Raw genomic sequence first — 14,367 nt, 5'->3', positions numbered from 1 at the left:
TGGATCTTTTTTTTGGCTCTGACGAAGGCGTGGAGCGACGACCCAAGCGATTGCAACGAGGCGGTTGCTGACATCTCCAAGGATCGGCTGTTGTGCCCTTGAGCGGGGCGCCGAGATAGATGTCAGTGGACTCGTGTGAACCCCTCGGCGAGCAGGGAGTCAGTCGATGCATCCGAGTGTCGTCCAGTTCCTGGAGCATCTCAAGACGGAACGAAACTCCTCAGAGCACACGCTCCGGTGCTACGAGGACGACCTCGTCCTTTTCTGCCAGTTCCTCAATGAGGGCCACGAGGGAGAGGCGAACCCGATCGACGTTGATGGCCGGCGTCTGCGAAGATATTCGGCCTGGCTCAACGGCCGCGACTATGCGGCCAGCACGATTGCCCGCCGATTGGCCAGCTTACGCTCCTTTTACCGGTTCCAGCGACGGCGCGGGACGATCACGTCCAACCCCACCGAAGCGCTCCGCAACCCAAAACAGCCGAAGCGGCTTCCTCGTCTCCTCCGCGTCGAGGAGATCATCCAGTTGCTCGACTCCATCGCCACCGCCACGCCGCTCGGCATCCGTGACCGGAGCATGTTCGAGACGCTCTACGGCGGCGGCCTGCGCGTCGGCGAACTCGTCGGCCTGAACCTCGACGACCTCGACCTCGAGCAAGAACTCCTCCGCGTCCGCGGCAAGGGGAAACGTGAGCGGCTCTGCCCGATCGGTCGGACGTCCGCGACCTGGATCGCGAACTGGCTGCAAGTTCGCCAGCCGAAGTCCGTGGACGAACGGGCCGTCTATCTCAATCGATACGGCGAACGACTGACGACGCGGAGCGTCGGACGGTTGCTGGAGACCCACCTCGTCGGCCACGGCCTCGACCCGTCGGCCAGCCCGCACACCCTCCGCCACAGTTTTGCGACCCACTTACTCGATCGAGGGGCCGACCTGCGGAGCGTCCAGGAACTTCTCGGCCATCGCAATTTAACGACGACCCAGATCTACACACACGTGACCGAAGAGCGAATGCTCGACGTGTACAAAAGCTCGCATCCTCGCGCCCAGGGAAAAACTTAAATTTCTTTGCCCGGTTTTAGCCAATCCGTAGTTGCATAATATAGATCACCTTTTTAAGATTGGCAACGAAGCGAGTGTTCCTTTTTTCCATCTTATCGAGGTCGTCGAGAGACACGTTGACGATGGAAGTTCTCTTGGACTAACCAAACCGCCAGTTTACGAACAGGTCACGTGGTTCGATCGTACCCTAATTCAGGGCAACACGGCTTTGTTTGACGATGTTGCATCCATGACTTAGCCTTAGACGTTTACTCAAAGCGACGCTGCTCGATGGTGGAGATCGTTCCCGGAAAGAGTAACGATCAGAAGCATAGGCTGCCATTGCACCATCCGCCTTGGTCTTTTTTTTCGGACGATGGCCGTTCGACCCGACGAAGTCGTTGTACTTCAATAACTCAAGGATGAAGCACCGAGTTCGTTCGTATCCCCATGCGGGCGCATATGACGAGAGAATGACCCAATGAAAACTCGGCTGTTGATTGTGCATCCCGAGCCGTCAACCCTGGCCCTCTTGTCGTCGATGCTGATGTCAATGGGCCATGAAATCGATGAAGCCGCCAATGATCGGATGGCGGTCCGCCTGATGGAACGGGGCGGGGTTGACCTGATGATCGCGGGCGTCGATCCCTCGGACATCGAGGCGCTCGAATTGCTCGCTTACATGAGGCGCAAGCACCGGCAGATTCCGGTCATCTTGATGTTCCCGGATTCCAATCCGGAGCGAACCAAGGAAGCGCTTCGGCTTGGTGCGCTTGCCGTCTTGAAATTCCCGGTCCCGGCCACGGAACTGCGTGCCGCCGTGACACAGGCTCTCGGACCGGTCGTGGCGGCTCAGGCGGCAGCGGCCGCCGCAGCGGCAGCCGCTCTGCCCAAGCCCACGACGCAGAGCTCCAGTGCTCCGCCCTCCACCCACTCGCCGCACCAGAACCACACGCCGGCCCCGGCGCCTCATCTCCGAGCCGAGCAACTGGCCATCGATTGGGGGATCGTCGGCAACGACCCCAGCCTGCGACAGGCCATCGAGCTCGCCGCCTCGATGGCGTCGATGCGGTCGCCTGTGCTGATCGTCGGCGAGCCCGGTACCGGCAAATCGCTCCTGGCACAGACCCTCCACAGTATGGGGTCGCGAGGCGACAAGGCCTTCGTCAACTTCGATTGCACCGCACGAAGCGAAGCCTGGTCCGAGCACGAAGCGATCGACCCCAACTCAGGTTCCGCCAACGGCCAGTCGGACCGCGAGTGGAGAAGCCAGCTCGCCCAGGCGCAAGGGGGAACGCTCTTCCTCGACGAGGTTTCCGCCCTTCCCGACGACCTCAGGCTGCAACTCCTCCGCTCGCTCCAAGATCGCGAGTTCGAGTCCATGAACTCGAACCACAACGGGCAACCGGATGTACGCTTCCTCATGTCCACCAGCGAGAACCTGAGCGGGCTCGTGGAACAGGGAAAGTTCCGCCAGGATCTCTATCACCGCATCAGCGTCATCTGCCTGAAACTCCCGCCGCTCCGCCATCGCGGGACCGACATCGAACAGCTCGCCGAATACTTCCGGGCTCGATTTGCTCAGGAGTTTAATAAGAACGTCGTCGGCTTCACACGCGACGCTCTTGACTGTCTTAATAAACATGACTGGCCCGGCAACGTTCGCGAATTGGAAGGGGTCATCCAGCGCGGGGTGGTTCTCTGCCAGGGGAGCCGGATCACCTCCGGGCACCTCTCGCCCGGCCTGGGCAATCCTCGTGTCTCACGGCCGTCGTCGATGTCCTCTCGGCCTCAGCTCTCCTCGAGCATCCGGCCGTTGAAGGAGGCTCTCGAAGAGCCCGAGAAGCGCATCATCATCCAGGCGCTCCAGGCCTTGAACTGGAATCGCCAGGAGACCGCGCGCGTGCTCGACATCAACCGGACCACCCTCTACAAGAAAATGAAGAAATACGGGCTGCTGGTGGATGGACCGATCTGGGTAAACTGACCGGCCCAACCGAATTCATCAGCCGATCGCAGAATCAAGGCCCATCGGACATCGTTCGGTGGGCCTTGTTGGCTTTCGAAGGTTTAGACGGATGGAGTATAGGACCTGGTCAGCCTCGCGCGTTCGATTGCCCCTTGGGGCGTTGCTCTCCCGAAATGCCCTGGTCATTTGGTAGAATCAGAGCCAACCACGCCAGACCGAATCGGAACGCTCCGATCATCCCGCCGAGGTCTCCCGCCATGCCTGCTCATTATTTTGGAAACGAGGTTGGTACCCTGACGCGCCGTGAGGCCCTCCGCCGCGCAGGGACGGGCTTTGGTGCGCTGGCGCTGAGCGCCTTGTTCGCCGAGGAGGGCCTGCTTGCGCCGTCGGCACGCGCGGCCGAATCGCTGACGCCGCTGGCTCCTCGAGCGCCCCAGTTCGCACCGAAGGCCAAGCGGGTCATTCACTTGTTTATGAATGGCGGGCCATCGCACGTCGACACCTTCGACCCCAAGCCCGCCTTGACCAAGCAGGCCGGCAAGGCGCTCCCCTCGCTCCTCCCCACCGAGCGGAAGACCGGCGCGGCGTTCGCCTCGCCCTTCAAGTTCCGTAAGTACGGCCAGAGTGGTATCGAGGTTTCGGACCTGTTCGCCCAAACCGCCGAATGCATCGACGACATCTGCGTGATCCGATCGATGCACGCCGACGTCCCCAACCACGAACCGTCCCTGATGCTGATGAACTGCGGCGACGCGCGCCAGGCGCGGCCAAGCGTCGGGTCCTGGGTGCTCTACGGTCTCGGATCCGAAAATCAGAACCTGCCGGGCTACCTCGTCATGTGCCCCGGTGGCTATCCGATCGCCGAGTCGCAGAACTGGCAGGCAGCCTTCCTGCCGGGGGTGTTCCAAGGGACCTACATCGACAGCCAGCACACTGACATCGAGAAGCTGATTCGCCACATCAAGAACCGGCACGTCTCACACCACGCCCAGCATGCCCAGCTCGAATTGCTCCAGGAACTGAACCGCGAGCACATGGAGCGTCGCCAGCGCGAGGCCGATCTCGAGGCCCGAATCCAGTCCTTCGAGCTCGCCTTCCGGATGCAGACCGAGGCGGGAGACGCGTTCGACGTCAGCCAAGAGCCCGAGTCCATTCGCAAGATGTACGGCCCTGGCGTGCAAGCCAGGCAGACCCTGATCGCCCGCCGACTCCTCGAACGCGGCGTCCGCTACGTGCAGCTCTGGCACGGCGAGGGGCAGCCCTGGGATAGCCACGACGACATCGCGGTCCTGCACGCCAACCTTGCCAAACAGTGCGACCAGCCGATCGCCGCTCTCCTCAAAGACCTCAAGCAGCGCGGCATGCTCGACGACACGCTCGTCATCTGGGGCGGCGAATTCGGCCGCACCCCCACCGTCGAGCTCCCGACCGCAGGTGCGAACCAAGGGAAGATGAACGGCCGCGACCACAACCACTACGGCTTCACCATGTGGATGGCCGGCGGCGGCGTCAAAGGGGGCCACGTCCACGGCGCCACCGACGAGTTCGGCTTCCAGGCTGTCGAGAACAAGGTCCACGTTCACGACCTCCACGCCACCATCCTCCGACTCCTCGGCTTCGACCACGAAACCTTCACCTACCGCTACGCCGGTCGAGACTTTCGCCTGACCGACGTTCACGGCAAGGTCATCAACGACATCATCGCCTGACGGCCGCGCCCCAACCGGCCCGGACGGCTCTCCATCGCCGAATGGGCCGAGCCTCTCTTCTCCCGAAGGGCGGCTTCAATCTGCCGGATCTTCCGATCACGATCGCAGCTCTCGAAGGACGGTGGCCCCTCGAGAGCTGCAAATTTGGCAGGAAAGGCGATCAGATCAGCAGCCTCAAGGAGGCCCAACTTCGTCAGAACTGCTTGCGCTGACGGCTCGAGGGAATGCGCAAGGTCCGGCGATACTTGGTCACGGTGCGCCGAGCCACCGGGAAGCCGTGCCGACCCAGTTCCTCGACGATCTCCTCGTCAGAGAGAGGGCTCTGCTTGTCTTCCTTGGCGATGATCTCAAGCAGCTTCTGCTTGATCGTATCCCAGGCGACTTCTTCACCGTCGGCGGTGGTGGTGCCGCCTCCGAAGAAGCGTTTGAGCGCGAAAATTCCCCGGGGAGTCTGCACCCACTTATCGTCGACGGCCCGACTCACTGTGGTCACATGAACATGAACCCGGTCGGCGATCTGCTGCATCTTCAAGGGCTCGATGAACTCGGGCCCTTTGTCGAGAAAATCTTTCTGGTGATCGATGATCGCTCGAGCGACTTTCAGAAGCGTATTGCGCCGTTGCTCGATCGACTCGATCAGCCAACGAGCCGACTGGATCCGCTTTTGGATGAACTCGCGGGCCGCAGCATCGGTGGCCTTGTTCTTGAGCTGCATCTGGTAGTATCGCGAGATCGAGAGCTGGGGCGTGTGCTCGTCGACGAGCCGGACTTCGTATTCGCCATGCTCGTTGGCCTCGACGATCAGGTCGGGCACGACGTACTGCGTACTCTCCGGAGCGAAACGTGCGCCCGGCCTCGGGTTGAGCCGCCGGAGGTGTTCCATCGCCTCCTTGATGTCGTCGATCGGGATCCCGGTCTTCTTCTCGATGGCGGGGAGCCGGTTCTGTTGGAGGTCGTCCAGGTGGTTCGAGATCAAGACCTGGAGGATCTCGCGCGACGGGATATCCTGGTTGAGTTGTAGGAGCAAGCACTCCCGCAGATTCCGGGCCCCCACGCCGAGCGGGTCCAGCTTCTGAATCAGGCGAAGCGCCTCTTCCGCCTGCGCCATCGTGGCGTCGCCACCATAGTCGCGAAGCATCTCGCTGAGGTCGTGGTTTAGATACCCATTCTCATCAAGGTTGAAAATGATGTACTGAGCCAGGGTGCGGACCGTCGGCTCGGGGTCGAGGAAGCCAAGCTGATCGTCAAGGTCGTCATGAAGCGAGCGAGGCCGCGAGGCCATGTTCTGCATCGCGTCATGTTTCCGATCCGCTTCTTCGCTCATCGCGGCTCGGCTGAGCCGGTGCGTCTCCCCAAACGGTTCTGACCAGTCGTCCTGGCCATCCATGCCGCCGTCGGCCTCGAACTCGGTCGTCGTGGGCTCCTCGGGGGTGGCGGGTGCCTCTTCACTGTCCGACTCGGGCGCGGGGGTGTCGCGCAAGTCGACGAGCACCGGGTTCTCGCTCAATTCCTGGTCAATTCGCTCCTGCAGCGCCATCAGCGGCAACTGGAGAATTTCCATCGACTGGATCATGCGAGGCGCCATGCGGAGGCGCATATCGGTACGCATCTGCTGGGAAGTATCGAGACGCATGGTCCTGCTTTCCGTCGTGGAAGAGAGGAATATTGGGCAATCCCGGCAACGACGTCGCGATGGCCACTTCCAGGCAGACAAGAACCCCAGAGAGGTCTGATCCGAGGCCAACGCGGCTCAGTTCTGTCCCACCATCCCGTTTCACGGCCTCACTCACAGCAATTATAATGCCATCCGCTCGCCGCTCACACTATCCCCCTGAAAAATTTCAAAAACTCCTCAAAAACGCTGGCGACCGTTAATTGCATCAGCAAGCATTTCTTTATTGGCGAATTCCAGGACGCTTCCCGAGGCGAGGCCTCGGGCCAGCCGTGTGATTGGGACCCCGGAGTCGGCCAATCGATTCGCGACCAGGAGCGCGGTGCCGTCCCCTTCGAGGTTCGGGTTGGTCGCCATGATCAACTCCTGAATCGTCCCGGAACGGACGCGGGCTTCAAGCGCGGGGAGGGTCAACTGGTCAGGGCCCATCCCTTGCAAAGGCGCGAGCCGGCCGAGCAGCACGTGATAGACGCCTCGGAACGTGCCCGCCTTCTCGAGGGCGAGCAGGTCGCGCGGTTGCTCGACAACGCAGACGACCGACGCGTCACGCCTGGGGTCGCGACAGATGCCGCAGAGGGGGTGTTCGGCTTCCGTCAGGTGGTAGCAGGTCTGGCAATGCCGAACCCGTTCCCGGACATCGCGAATCGCATCGGCCAAGGCCAAGGCTTCTTCGGCAGGGCACTTGAGGAGGTGGTGGGCCAGACGTTCGGCGGTTTTCGCCCCCACGCCCGGCAAGCGGCCGAACGCATCGATCAGCCGGTCAACCGTGCCCGAGTAACCCGCCATGGCTCAGGCTCCTCCGCCGCCACCTGGACCGAGCAGAGTCGACAACCCAGGGATCGGAAACCCACCCGCGAGCGACGAGAGGGACTGCGCGGCCGCCTCACGGGCCTTCGTCAGCGCCTGGTTCACGGCGGCCGTCACCAAGTCTTCCAGCAGCTCGGCATCGCCGTCGGCCAGAAGCTTCGGGTCAATCCGCACCGCGAGCAATTCAAGACGGCCGTTCGCCTTGGCCGTGACGACCCCGCCGCCAGCGGTCCCTTCGACTTGGAGCTGGCCGAGCGATTCGGTGGCCTTCTCAACGGTCTCCCGGATCTTCCCGGCATTCCGCATCATGTCAGCGAGGTTGCCTAGATTATTGAACACGACAAACCTTCTTCATTGGTTCGCGAAACTCGTCGCCCGCCCTATTCCAATACGAGTATCAGGCGCTGGAAGTGCGGGTCAAATCTTCTTCGGTTTCCATCAGGACGGGACGGGCCTCAAAAAGCTCGACGACCTTGCGGACCATGGGGTCATCGGAAACCTCGTCGTGCCGATTAGGGGCCGCGTCGACCGTCGGAGATGCGGAAGAAACTTCCTTGGATGAGCGTTCGAATCGAAGCTGAACCCGCCGGTTCAAGAGGCTCTCGAGAGCCTCCTCAATCTTGGCCTGAGACTGCGGAGTTCCACAGTCCTCGACGACCCAATTGTATCTCGGCGGCACTCCGATGACCAGGATGTCCGGCTCTGAAATCGCCGTGGGCGCAACCTGGCTCAACCCCTTCCCCAGCCCAAGCCCGACCTTCTGGACGACCTGGGGCCAGATCGCGAGGACCTCGCTCAAAATGAGGGGCGAAGCAAGAGAAGGGCGGGGGGGATGCGCCTCCTCGCGACGCGAGGATGGCGGCGGAGAGGTTTCAGGCTCTGGGGGAGGAGGAGGGGAAAGGGGAGTCTGCACAGGCTCGCGGCGTGCAATCGACGGCGATGCAGGCTCAGGATCAGGCGGGGCTAACTTTTTTTTTACAAGGGTCTGCGAGGGGTCCATCGGCGGCAGCCCCCCTTCCAGCGCAACCAGCCGCCCGACCAAATCGCTGATCTCAGCGAGGTTCTCCAACCGCGCCACCTTCACCAGGCCGACTTCAATGATGGTCCGGCCGTGGGGACTCCCGCGCAGCTTGGAGCGGGCTTCGGGAAGGATCTGCAGCGCGGCCAGGATCGAGTCGAGCGGCCAGCGGTCAACGACCGCTTGGAGCCGAGGGCGCTGGCGAGGTGTCGCCGTCAGCACCGTCTGGTCGGCTCCGGCCGAGAGGACCATCACGTCGCGCAGGAAGTCGATGACCCCGTTGAGCAGGTCGGTCGGCTGAATCCCCTGGTTGGCCGCCGCGTCCACGAGCCGGAGGACCGCGCCCGAGTCATGGTCGGCCAGGGCATCGAGCACGTCGAGGATCCGCTCGTCGCTGGCGGTGCCGAGCAGGCGGTGAACCGCCTCGACGGTCAGTCGTTCGCCGGCCGAGGAGAGCAGTTGCTCGACGAGCGACTGGGCGTCACGCATCGAGCCCCCCGCGCGGCGGGCAATGGTCTGAAGCGCCTCGGGTTCGGCCTGGATCTGCTCGCGAATGCAGATGTCGCTGAGCGTCGCAACGATTTGTTCGGGGGTGATCCCCGCAAAATCATAACGCTGACAGCGCGAGAGGACCGTGACCGGAATCTTGCCGGGCTCGGTGGTGGCGAAGAAGAACTTCACATGCGGCGGAGGCTCCTCCAACGTCTTCAAAAGCGCGTTGAAAGCCCCCGTCGAAAGCATGTGGACTTCGTCAATATAGTAAATCTTGAATCGAGCCCGACTCGGCCTGAGCCCGGTGTTCTGCCTCAGCTCGCGCACCGATTCGACGCCGTTGTTGCTGGCACCGTCGATTTCAAGAACATCGACGTCCTCCCCAGTCGCGATCGCCTGACAGATATCGCATTGCAGGCAGGGCTGGTCGGTCGGCCCTTTCACACAATTAAGGCATTTCGCGAAGATCCGGGCAATCGAGGTCTTGCCGACGCCTCGGGTCCCCGAGAACAGGTAGGCATGGGTGACCCGATTCAGCTTGATCGCGTTACGGAGCGATTCGACGACATTGTCTTGCCCGACGACATCTTCAAACCGCTGAGGGCGGTAGCGTCGGGCGACGACGGTATAGCTCGAAGGATCGGCCGGCTGGGGCATTGTCGGCTTGGCCGGACTGGCGCTGGGCCAGGAGGCACGCTCCGTCGGGCCTTGGGGAGATGGGCGAAATGCCCGCTTTTTTTTGAGAGATCGCTCGCGACCGGGCTGAACTTCTCAAAGCAAAGAGATCAACAAAAAAAGTGCAGGGGACTGGGAGAGCCGGGGAGGTTCTCCCGGGCACATGAAGGCGATGCTTATGGCTGCTCCGTTCCCGGCCTGACCAGGTTCGCAAGCCCCCATTGCCCGGGTCCCCCCCGGCTCACCCAGACCCCCGCCATCTTGAACTCTTTGGCGGTTGGCCCGGCAGACTTCGTCATTGTGGGGGATTAGGCTCTCTCATGCAAGACCAAGATTGCGCGGGTATGCTCATTAAGCCCTGACGATCGATTTTCGGTTCCGGGGCATGCACCTTGCGATTGACGGCCAACTTGATGACCATACCATAAGATTAGAGTTGGATAGGGTTGCGTATCTATTGGAGCGGGTGTCTCCTGACCCATGGTGGGAGCTCGAGACGGCCGCTCTTCTCGATCCATCCGAAAGGCTATTGCCGGCCGGCGCAGCCGGGCGTCTTCGAGACCCACGCTGGGTTCCGGTCGCCATCGATGTCACTCAGCCTCGAGAAAGGGGCAGCCAATGGCCCGACGATTGACCGCCCGCCCATCACCGGCCTGGGTGGGGGACTTGCCGGTCTTCGAACGGACGCTTGCCAATGGCTTTAAAGCCTTAGTCCTCCCGAGAACCCACGCCCCCGTCGTGGTCTGCGACCTTTACTACCCGGCCGGGTCGGTCGATGAGCCAGCCGGAAAAACCGGGCTCGCCCATTTCGTCGAGCACATGCTGTTCAAGGGGACCGAGCGATTCCCCAAGGGGCAAATTGACCGGCTCGCGTTTGTGGCGGCCGGCCAATCGAACGCCGAGACGGGCGAAGATTGCACCCACTACTGGTTCGCCTTCCCGTCGGATCGTTGGGAACTGGCCCTGGAGGTTGAGGCCGACCGGATGCGCGGGGCGACCTTCGACCCGCGCGAAGTCGAAGCCGAGCGCCACGTGATCGGCGAAGAGCGGGCCCGCGACCTCGACTCACCGATGGGCCGGTTGGACCAGACTCACCTGGCACTCACCTACCTCCGGCATCCCTACCGCAACCCGATCCTCGGCTGGCCCGACGACCTGGCGCGGATCGGCTCCGAGGATCTCCGCGCCTTCTATCGCCAGCACTACCGCCCCGACGGCGCCGTGCTCGTGATCGTCGGCGACATCGATCCCGAGCGTGCGCTCGATCGGGTTTCGGCCCATTTCGAACCGTTGCGACCCGGCGTCGACGAGCGACTCCCTCCTCCGCTCACCGAGCCGCGCCAGATGGGCCGGCGTGATTTCACACTGGTCGACGCCGAGTCGGTGGCCCGTGGCCTGCTCGGATGGCACAGCGTCCCGAGAGGCCATTCCGACGGGCCGGCACTCAACGTCCTTTCCGATCTCTTGACCTGCGGGCGTCGATCCCGGCTCTGGAACGAGCTGGTCGAGCGCCGCAAACTTGCCACCTGGGTCGAGACCGGCCAGGACGATGCACGCTGGGCCGGACAATTTCTCTTGCAGGTCGAAGCAGCCTCCGACGTGGAACCGGCGCGGATCGAGCACGCCATTGCCGAACTGATCGCCGAGCTCGCCGACGAGGGGCCGACTCCTGAAGAACTATCGCGCTCGCGGCATCGCCTGGAAGCCGCCTGGCGTTGGGAGCAGGAGGATCTGGCGGGCCTGGCGGCCGGGCTCGGAAATGTGGCACTCTGGGACGACTGGCGGGCCTGGCAGGCCGAGCACCGCGCGGCCATGGCCGTCTCACCCGACGACATTCGCCGGGTAGCCTCCACCTATCTGGTCGACTCGAGCCTCACGGGAGGCTGGTCCATGCCCCGCTCGGGGCGGACGATGACCGTCCTGCTCCCCTCCGAGACTGTCCCCGAGGTGACCTGGACGGCACCCGACCCTAGCCCCGATCGGCCGATCTTACTGGAAATCCCTAACGGCAACTCGCGGCTGACCGACTACAGCCCGCAGCGGACCACGCTGTCCAACGGCCTCCGCTTGATCTACGAGCGCCGGCCCGAAACCGGAATCGTGGCGCTCGAGTTGTTCGTCGACGCCGGGTTACTCCGTGAGACCAAGCCCGGCCTGGCCTATCTGACAGGCCGACTCCTTGAGGAGGGGACGAAGTCGCGACCAGCCGAGACTCTCGCCGAAGCCATTGAGGATGTCGGGGGCACGATTGACGTCGGCTCCACAGGAGTCTCGCTTCGGGTCCGCGCTGAGGATTTGCCCTTGGCGATCGAGATTCTGGCGGACGTCGCGCTTCACCCGTCGTTCCCCGAGGAGGCCTTCCCCTGGGCGAAGCGGCGGATCGCGGCCGAATTGCAGGGCGACCGCGAGGACCCGGCCTTCCGTGCTGACCTGATCTTCCGTGGGCTTGTCTATGGCGACCATCCGTACGCCCGCGACCCGCGCGGCTCGAGCCGGGACATCGCCCGGCTCTCGCTGCCGGACGTCAAAGCCCATCACCGCAATCACTTCGCGGCTGACAACGCGTTCCTGGTCGCGGCCGGCGACTTCGACCCCAAAAAGCTTACGAGCCTGGTGAAAACACATTTTGACCGCTGGAAGCCACGCGGGGGGAGTCTCGAGGACTACCCTCGCCTGGTCCGGTCGGCCAGGCCCCGGGTTCGCCGCATCTCCCAGCCGGGCGAACAGGTCCACATCGTCCTGGGCCACCTCGGGATTCCGCGCAACCATCCCGACTTCGACGCCCTGGCCGTCCTCGACCATATTTTCGGCAGTGGGCCAGGGTTCACCGATCGCTTGAGCCGGATCCTCCGCGACGAGTTGGGGCTGGCCTATTCCGTCGGCGGCGGTATCACCGACACGGCCGACGTGGTCCCCGGCCTCTTTCGCGTCTATGTGGGCACCATGCCCGACGAGGCCGACCGCGTTGTCGCCGCGATCGCCGAGCAGGTGCGGGCGATGCACGAAGGTGCGTTCACGGATGACGAGGTCGACTGCGCCCGACGCTACCTGGCCGGTTCCTGGGTGTTTGACTTCCAAACCGTCGAACAACGAGCCGAGCGCCTGATGGAGTTGGAGCGTTGGGGCTTGCCGCTGGATGAGCCGATCCATTGGCCCGAACGGATCTCGCGCGTGAGCACGGCCAAGGTCCGCCGAGCCGCCCGATCGCATCTCGACCCCGCCGCCTTGATCCGCGTCGAGTTCGGACCGATCCGCCGCCGCCAGCGTCCTAGCGCTGAGTGTGCGTGAGCCGAGCGCGAGTTCCCATCATCGGCCTGGGCCGAGCCAGTGCACGGCCGGCCCGGCCCGATTTCCCTCAGCCCCTGATAATTCCAATTCCTCGTCGCTGGTGCCCCGATCGGGTGCGCATTGCGTTCTGGTCGATCGGCCTTTCCGTAGAACGGCTTATTTGCTATACGAAGCCCACGGTTCCCCCCAGACCTCACCTCGGTCACCACAACCTCGACGCTGTGGAAGGGAAATCACTCCGTTCCCGCACGTTCCTTTGACCGAGATCTCCAGGTGAACCCATGCCGACCAGGCGAATACGTCGAGTAGCGATCGCGCTCGGGTTCGTCACGGTCGCGAGCTTTGGCCTGATCCTTGCGCGAGGCAAAGGGGATCAGGCCGCCGTCGTCCCAGGCCGGAGCATCGTCGGGGCACAAATGCGAATCCGGCCCGTTCCGGCGCAGCTCGTCGAGGAGTTGCAGTCCGACGAGACGCCCATTACGGTGGGCCCGGTGACTTACGCGTCGGACGTCGCGGCAATCTTCCAAGAGAAATGCCAGTCGTGCCATCGCCCGGGCCAGGTCGCCCCTTTCTCGTTGCTGACCTATGACCAGGCCAGGCGTTGGGCCAAACCGATTCGCGAAGCGGTGGAGAGTCGGCGGATGCCCCCCTGGCACGCTGACCCGAGGGTCGGCCATTTCTTGAACGATCGGAGCCTTTCTCCTCGAGACCGAGCCACCTTGCTGGCCTGGATCGACCAGGATACGCCACTGGGCGACCTCAAGGATCTCCCTCCCAAGAAAAGTTTCCCCAAGGGCTGGGCGATCGGCTCACCCGACCTGGTCCTGACCATGGCCGAGCCTTACGAGGTGGTGGCGGAGGGAGTCCTCTCCTACCAGCGGTTCCGGGTGGCCACCGGCTTCACCGAGGATCACTGGATCCAGGCGGCCGAGGCGCGCCCGGGCAACCGCGCCGTGGTCCATCACATCTGCGTCTTCTTGGCCGACGATCGGCCCAAGGAGCATCGCCTGCGCGACGAGGTCCGCGAATTGGTCTGCTACGCTCCCGGCGACCTCCCCTCGATCTTTCCTCCGGGGACCGCGAAACACCTCCCGGCGGGGGCGGAGCTCGACATCGAGATCCACTACACGCCGATTGGCACCGTGCAGAACGACCAATCGTCCGTGGGATTGGTCTTCGCCCAAGGCCCGATCCGCCGACGCGCGTTGACGAAGGGGATCAGCCAGAAGGAGTTCCTCCTTCCGCCAGGCGCGGCCAATCATCCGGTCCACTCCTCCTACCGGTTCGCTAAGGACGCGCGACTGCTCAGCCTCATGCCACACATGCACCTACGTGGAAAAGACTTCCGCTACACGGCCACCTATCCCGACGGCCGGATGGAGGTCCTTTTGTCAGTCCCCGCCTACGACTTCGGCTGGCAGAGCGTCTACCGCCTGGCCGAGCCCAAACCGATGCCGGCGGGAACCCGGATCGATTGCCTGGCCCATTTCGACAACTCAGAAGAGAACCCGGCCAATCCCGATCCCAGCGTCGCTGTGCGATGGGGCGAACAAACCTTTGACGAAATGATGATTGGATTCATTGACTTCGACGAGGAATCTCCTTCCTTGAACTCCGTCGCAGTGCAAAGGCGTCCGCAACGCGTGCGATAGCCGCGTCCGAACGCGGGCCATCCACGATCACGCCCCAAGCAAA

9 protein-coding genes and 1 other RNA gene are annotated in these 14,367 nt (G+C 63.2%); 5 read left to right on the top strand and 5 right to left on the bottom strand.

The features are described 5' to 3' along the window. Window positions 1–166 precede the first annotated feature (166 nt). The 3 genes from SINAC_RS06465 (at window position 167) to SINAC_RS06455 (ending at window position 4,720) form a co-directional block, all read left to right on the top strand. Window positions 167–1,063: a tyrosine recombinase XerC gene (locus SINAC_RS06465; RefSeq protein ID WP_015244877.1), complete on the top strand. Its 897-nt coding sequence runs from the start codon at window positions 167–169 to the stop codon at window positions 1,061–1,063. 460 nt (window positions 1,064–1,523) lie between these two features. Then, a complete protein-coding gene (locus SINAC_RS06460; RefSeq protein ID WP_015244876.1) occupies window positions 1,524–3,029 on the top strand; it encodes a sigma-54-dependent transcriptional regulator in 1,506 nt (501 codons plus the stop codon). Between the two features lie 239 nt (window positions 3,030–3,268). Then, entirely contained in the window at window positions 3,269–4,720 is a 1,452-nt protein-coding gene (locus SINAC_RS06455) for a DUF1501 domain-containing protein (protein WP_015244875.1), read from the top strand. 193 nt (window positions 4,721–4,913) lie between these two features. Here SINAC_RS06455 and rpoN read toward each other — a convergent pair whose 3' ends face one another. The 5 genes from rpoN to ffs all read right to left on the bottom strand — a co-directional run bounded on the left by rpoN (window position 4,914) and on the right by ffs (window position 9,622). After that, window positions 4,914–6,353 (bottom strand): RNA polymerase factor sigma-54, encoded by a 1,440-nt coding sequence (gene rpoN / locus SINAC_RS06445; protein WP_015244874.1) that lies wholly within the window; start codon window positions 6,351–6,353, stop codon window positions 4,914–4,916. Window positions 6,354–6,572: 219 nt separating this feature from the next. Continuing rightward, a complete protein-coding gene (gene recR, locus SINAC_RS06440) occupies window positions 6,573–7,178 on the bottom strand; it encodes a recombination mediator RecR (RefSeq protein WP_015244873.1) in 606 nt (201 codons plus the stop codon). A gap of 3 nt (window positions 7,179–7,181) precedes the next feature. Next, window positions 7,182–7,538: a YbaB/EbfC family nucleoid-associated protein gene (locus tag SINAC_RS06435; RefSeq protein ID WP_015244872.1), complete on the bottom strand. Its 357-nt coding sequence runs from the start codon at window positions 7,536–7,538 to the stop codon at window positions 7,182–7,184. A 58-nt stretch (window positions 7,539–7,596) separates the two neighbouring features. Beyond that, window positions 7,597–9,366, bottom strand: a complete 1,770-nt coding sequence (gene dnaX / locus SINAC_RS06430; protein ID WP_015244871.1) for a DNA polymerase III subunit gamma/tau — start codon at window positions 9,364–9,366, stop codon at window positions 7,597–7,599. A gap of 158 nt (window positions 9,367–9,524) precedes the next feature. Continuing rightward, window positions 9,525–9,622: signal recognition particle sRNA small type (gene ffs, locus SINAC_RS37695), an RNA gene on the bottom strand. Between the two features lie 380 nt (window positions 9,623–10,002). Between ffs and SINAC_RS06425 the strand changes: the two genes are divergently transcribed. Both SINAC_RS06425 and SINAC_RS06420 read left to right on the top strand, forming a co-directional pair. Next, window positions 10,003–12,672, top strand: a complete 2,670-nt coding sequence (locus SINAC_RS06425) for a M16 family metallopeptidase (protein WP_015244870.1) — start codon at window positions 10,003–10,005, stop codon at window positions 12,670–12,672. A gap of 281 nt (window positions 12,673–12,953) precedes the next feature. Next, the gene (locus SINAC_RS06420; RefSeq protein WP_015244869.1) at window positions 12,954–14,324 is read left to right on the top strand and encodes a c-type cytochrome; all 1,371 of its coding nucleotides are present in this window, start codon (window positions 12,954–12,956) and stop codon (window positions 14,322–14,324) included. Window positions 14,325–14,367 lie beyond the last annotated feature (43 nt).

Origin of the sequence: Singulisphaera acidiphila DSM 18658 (assembly GCF_000242455.2) — a bacterium.
Lineage (GTDB): Bacteria > Planctomycetota > Planctomycetia > Isosphaerales > Isosphaeraceae > Singulisphaera > Singulisphaera acidiphila.
Note: the sequence above shows the minus strand (reverse complement) of the source record. Positions and strands in the feature narration are given on the sequence as shown.

Excerpts from the sequence above, each read along its gene's own strand:
- SINAC_RS06465 (WP_015244877.1), top strand. The coding sequence starts at position 167 with ATGCATCCGAGTGTCGTCCAGTTCCTGGAGCATCTCAAGACGGAACGA.
- SINAC_RS06460 (WP_015244876.1), top strand. The coding sequence starts at position 1,524 with ATGAAAACTCGGCTGTTGATTGTGCATCCCGAGCCGTCAACCCTGGCC.
- SINAC_RS06455 (WP_015244875.1), top strand. The coding sequence starts at position 3,269 with ATGCCTGCTCATTATTTTGGAAACGAGGTTGGTACCCTGACGCGCCGT.
- rpoN (WP_015244874.1), bottom strand. The coding sequence starts at position 6,353 with ATGCGTCTCGATACTTCCCAGCAGATGCGTACCGATATGCGCCTCCGC.
- recR (WP_015244873.1), bottom strand. The coding sequence starts at position 7,178 with ATGGCGGGTTACTCGGGCACGGTTGACCGGCTGATCGATGCGTTCGGC.
- dnaX (WP_015244871.1), bottom strand. The coding sequence starts at position 9,366 with ATGCCCCAGCCGGCCGATCCTTCGAGCTATACCGTCGTCGCCCGACGC.
- SINAC_RS06425 (WP_015244870.1), top strand. The coding sequence starts at position 10,003 with ATGGCCCGACGATTGACCGCCCGCCCATCACCGGCCTGGGTGGGGGAC.
- SINAC_RS06420 (WP_015244869.1), top strand. The coding sequence starts at position 12,954 with ATGCCGACCAGGCGAATACGTCGAGTAGCGATCGCGCTCGGGTTCGTC.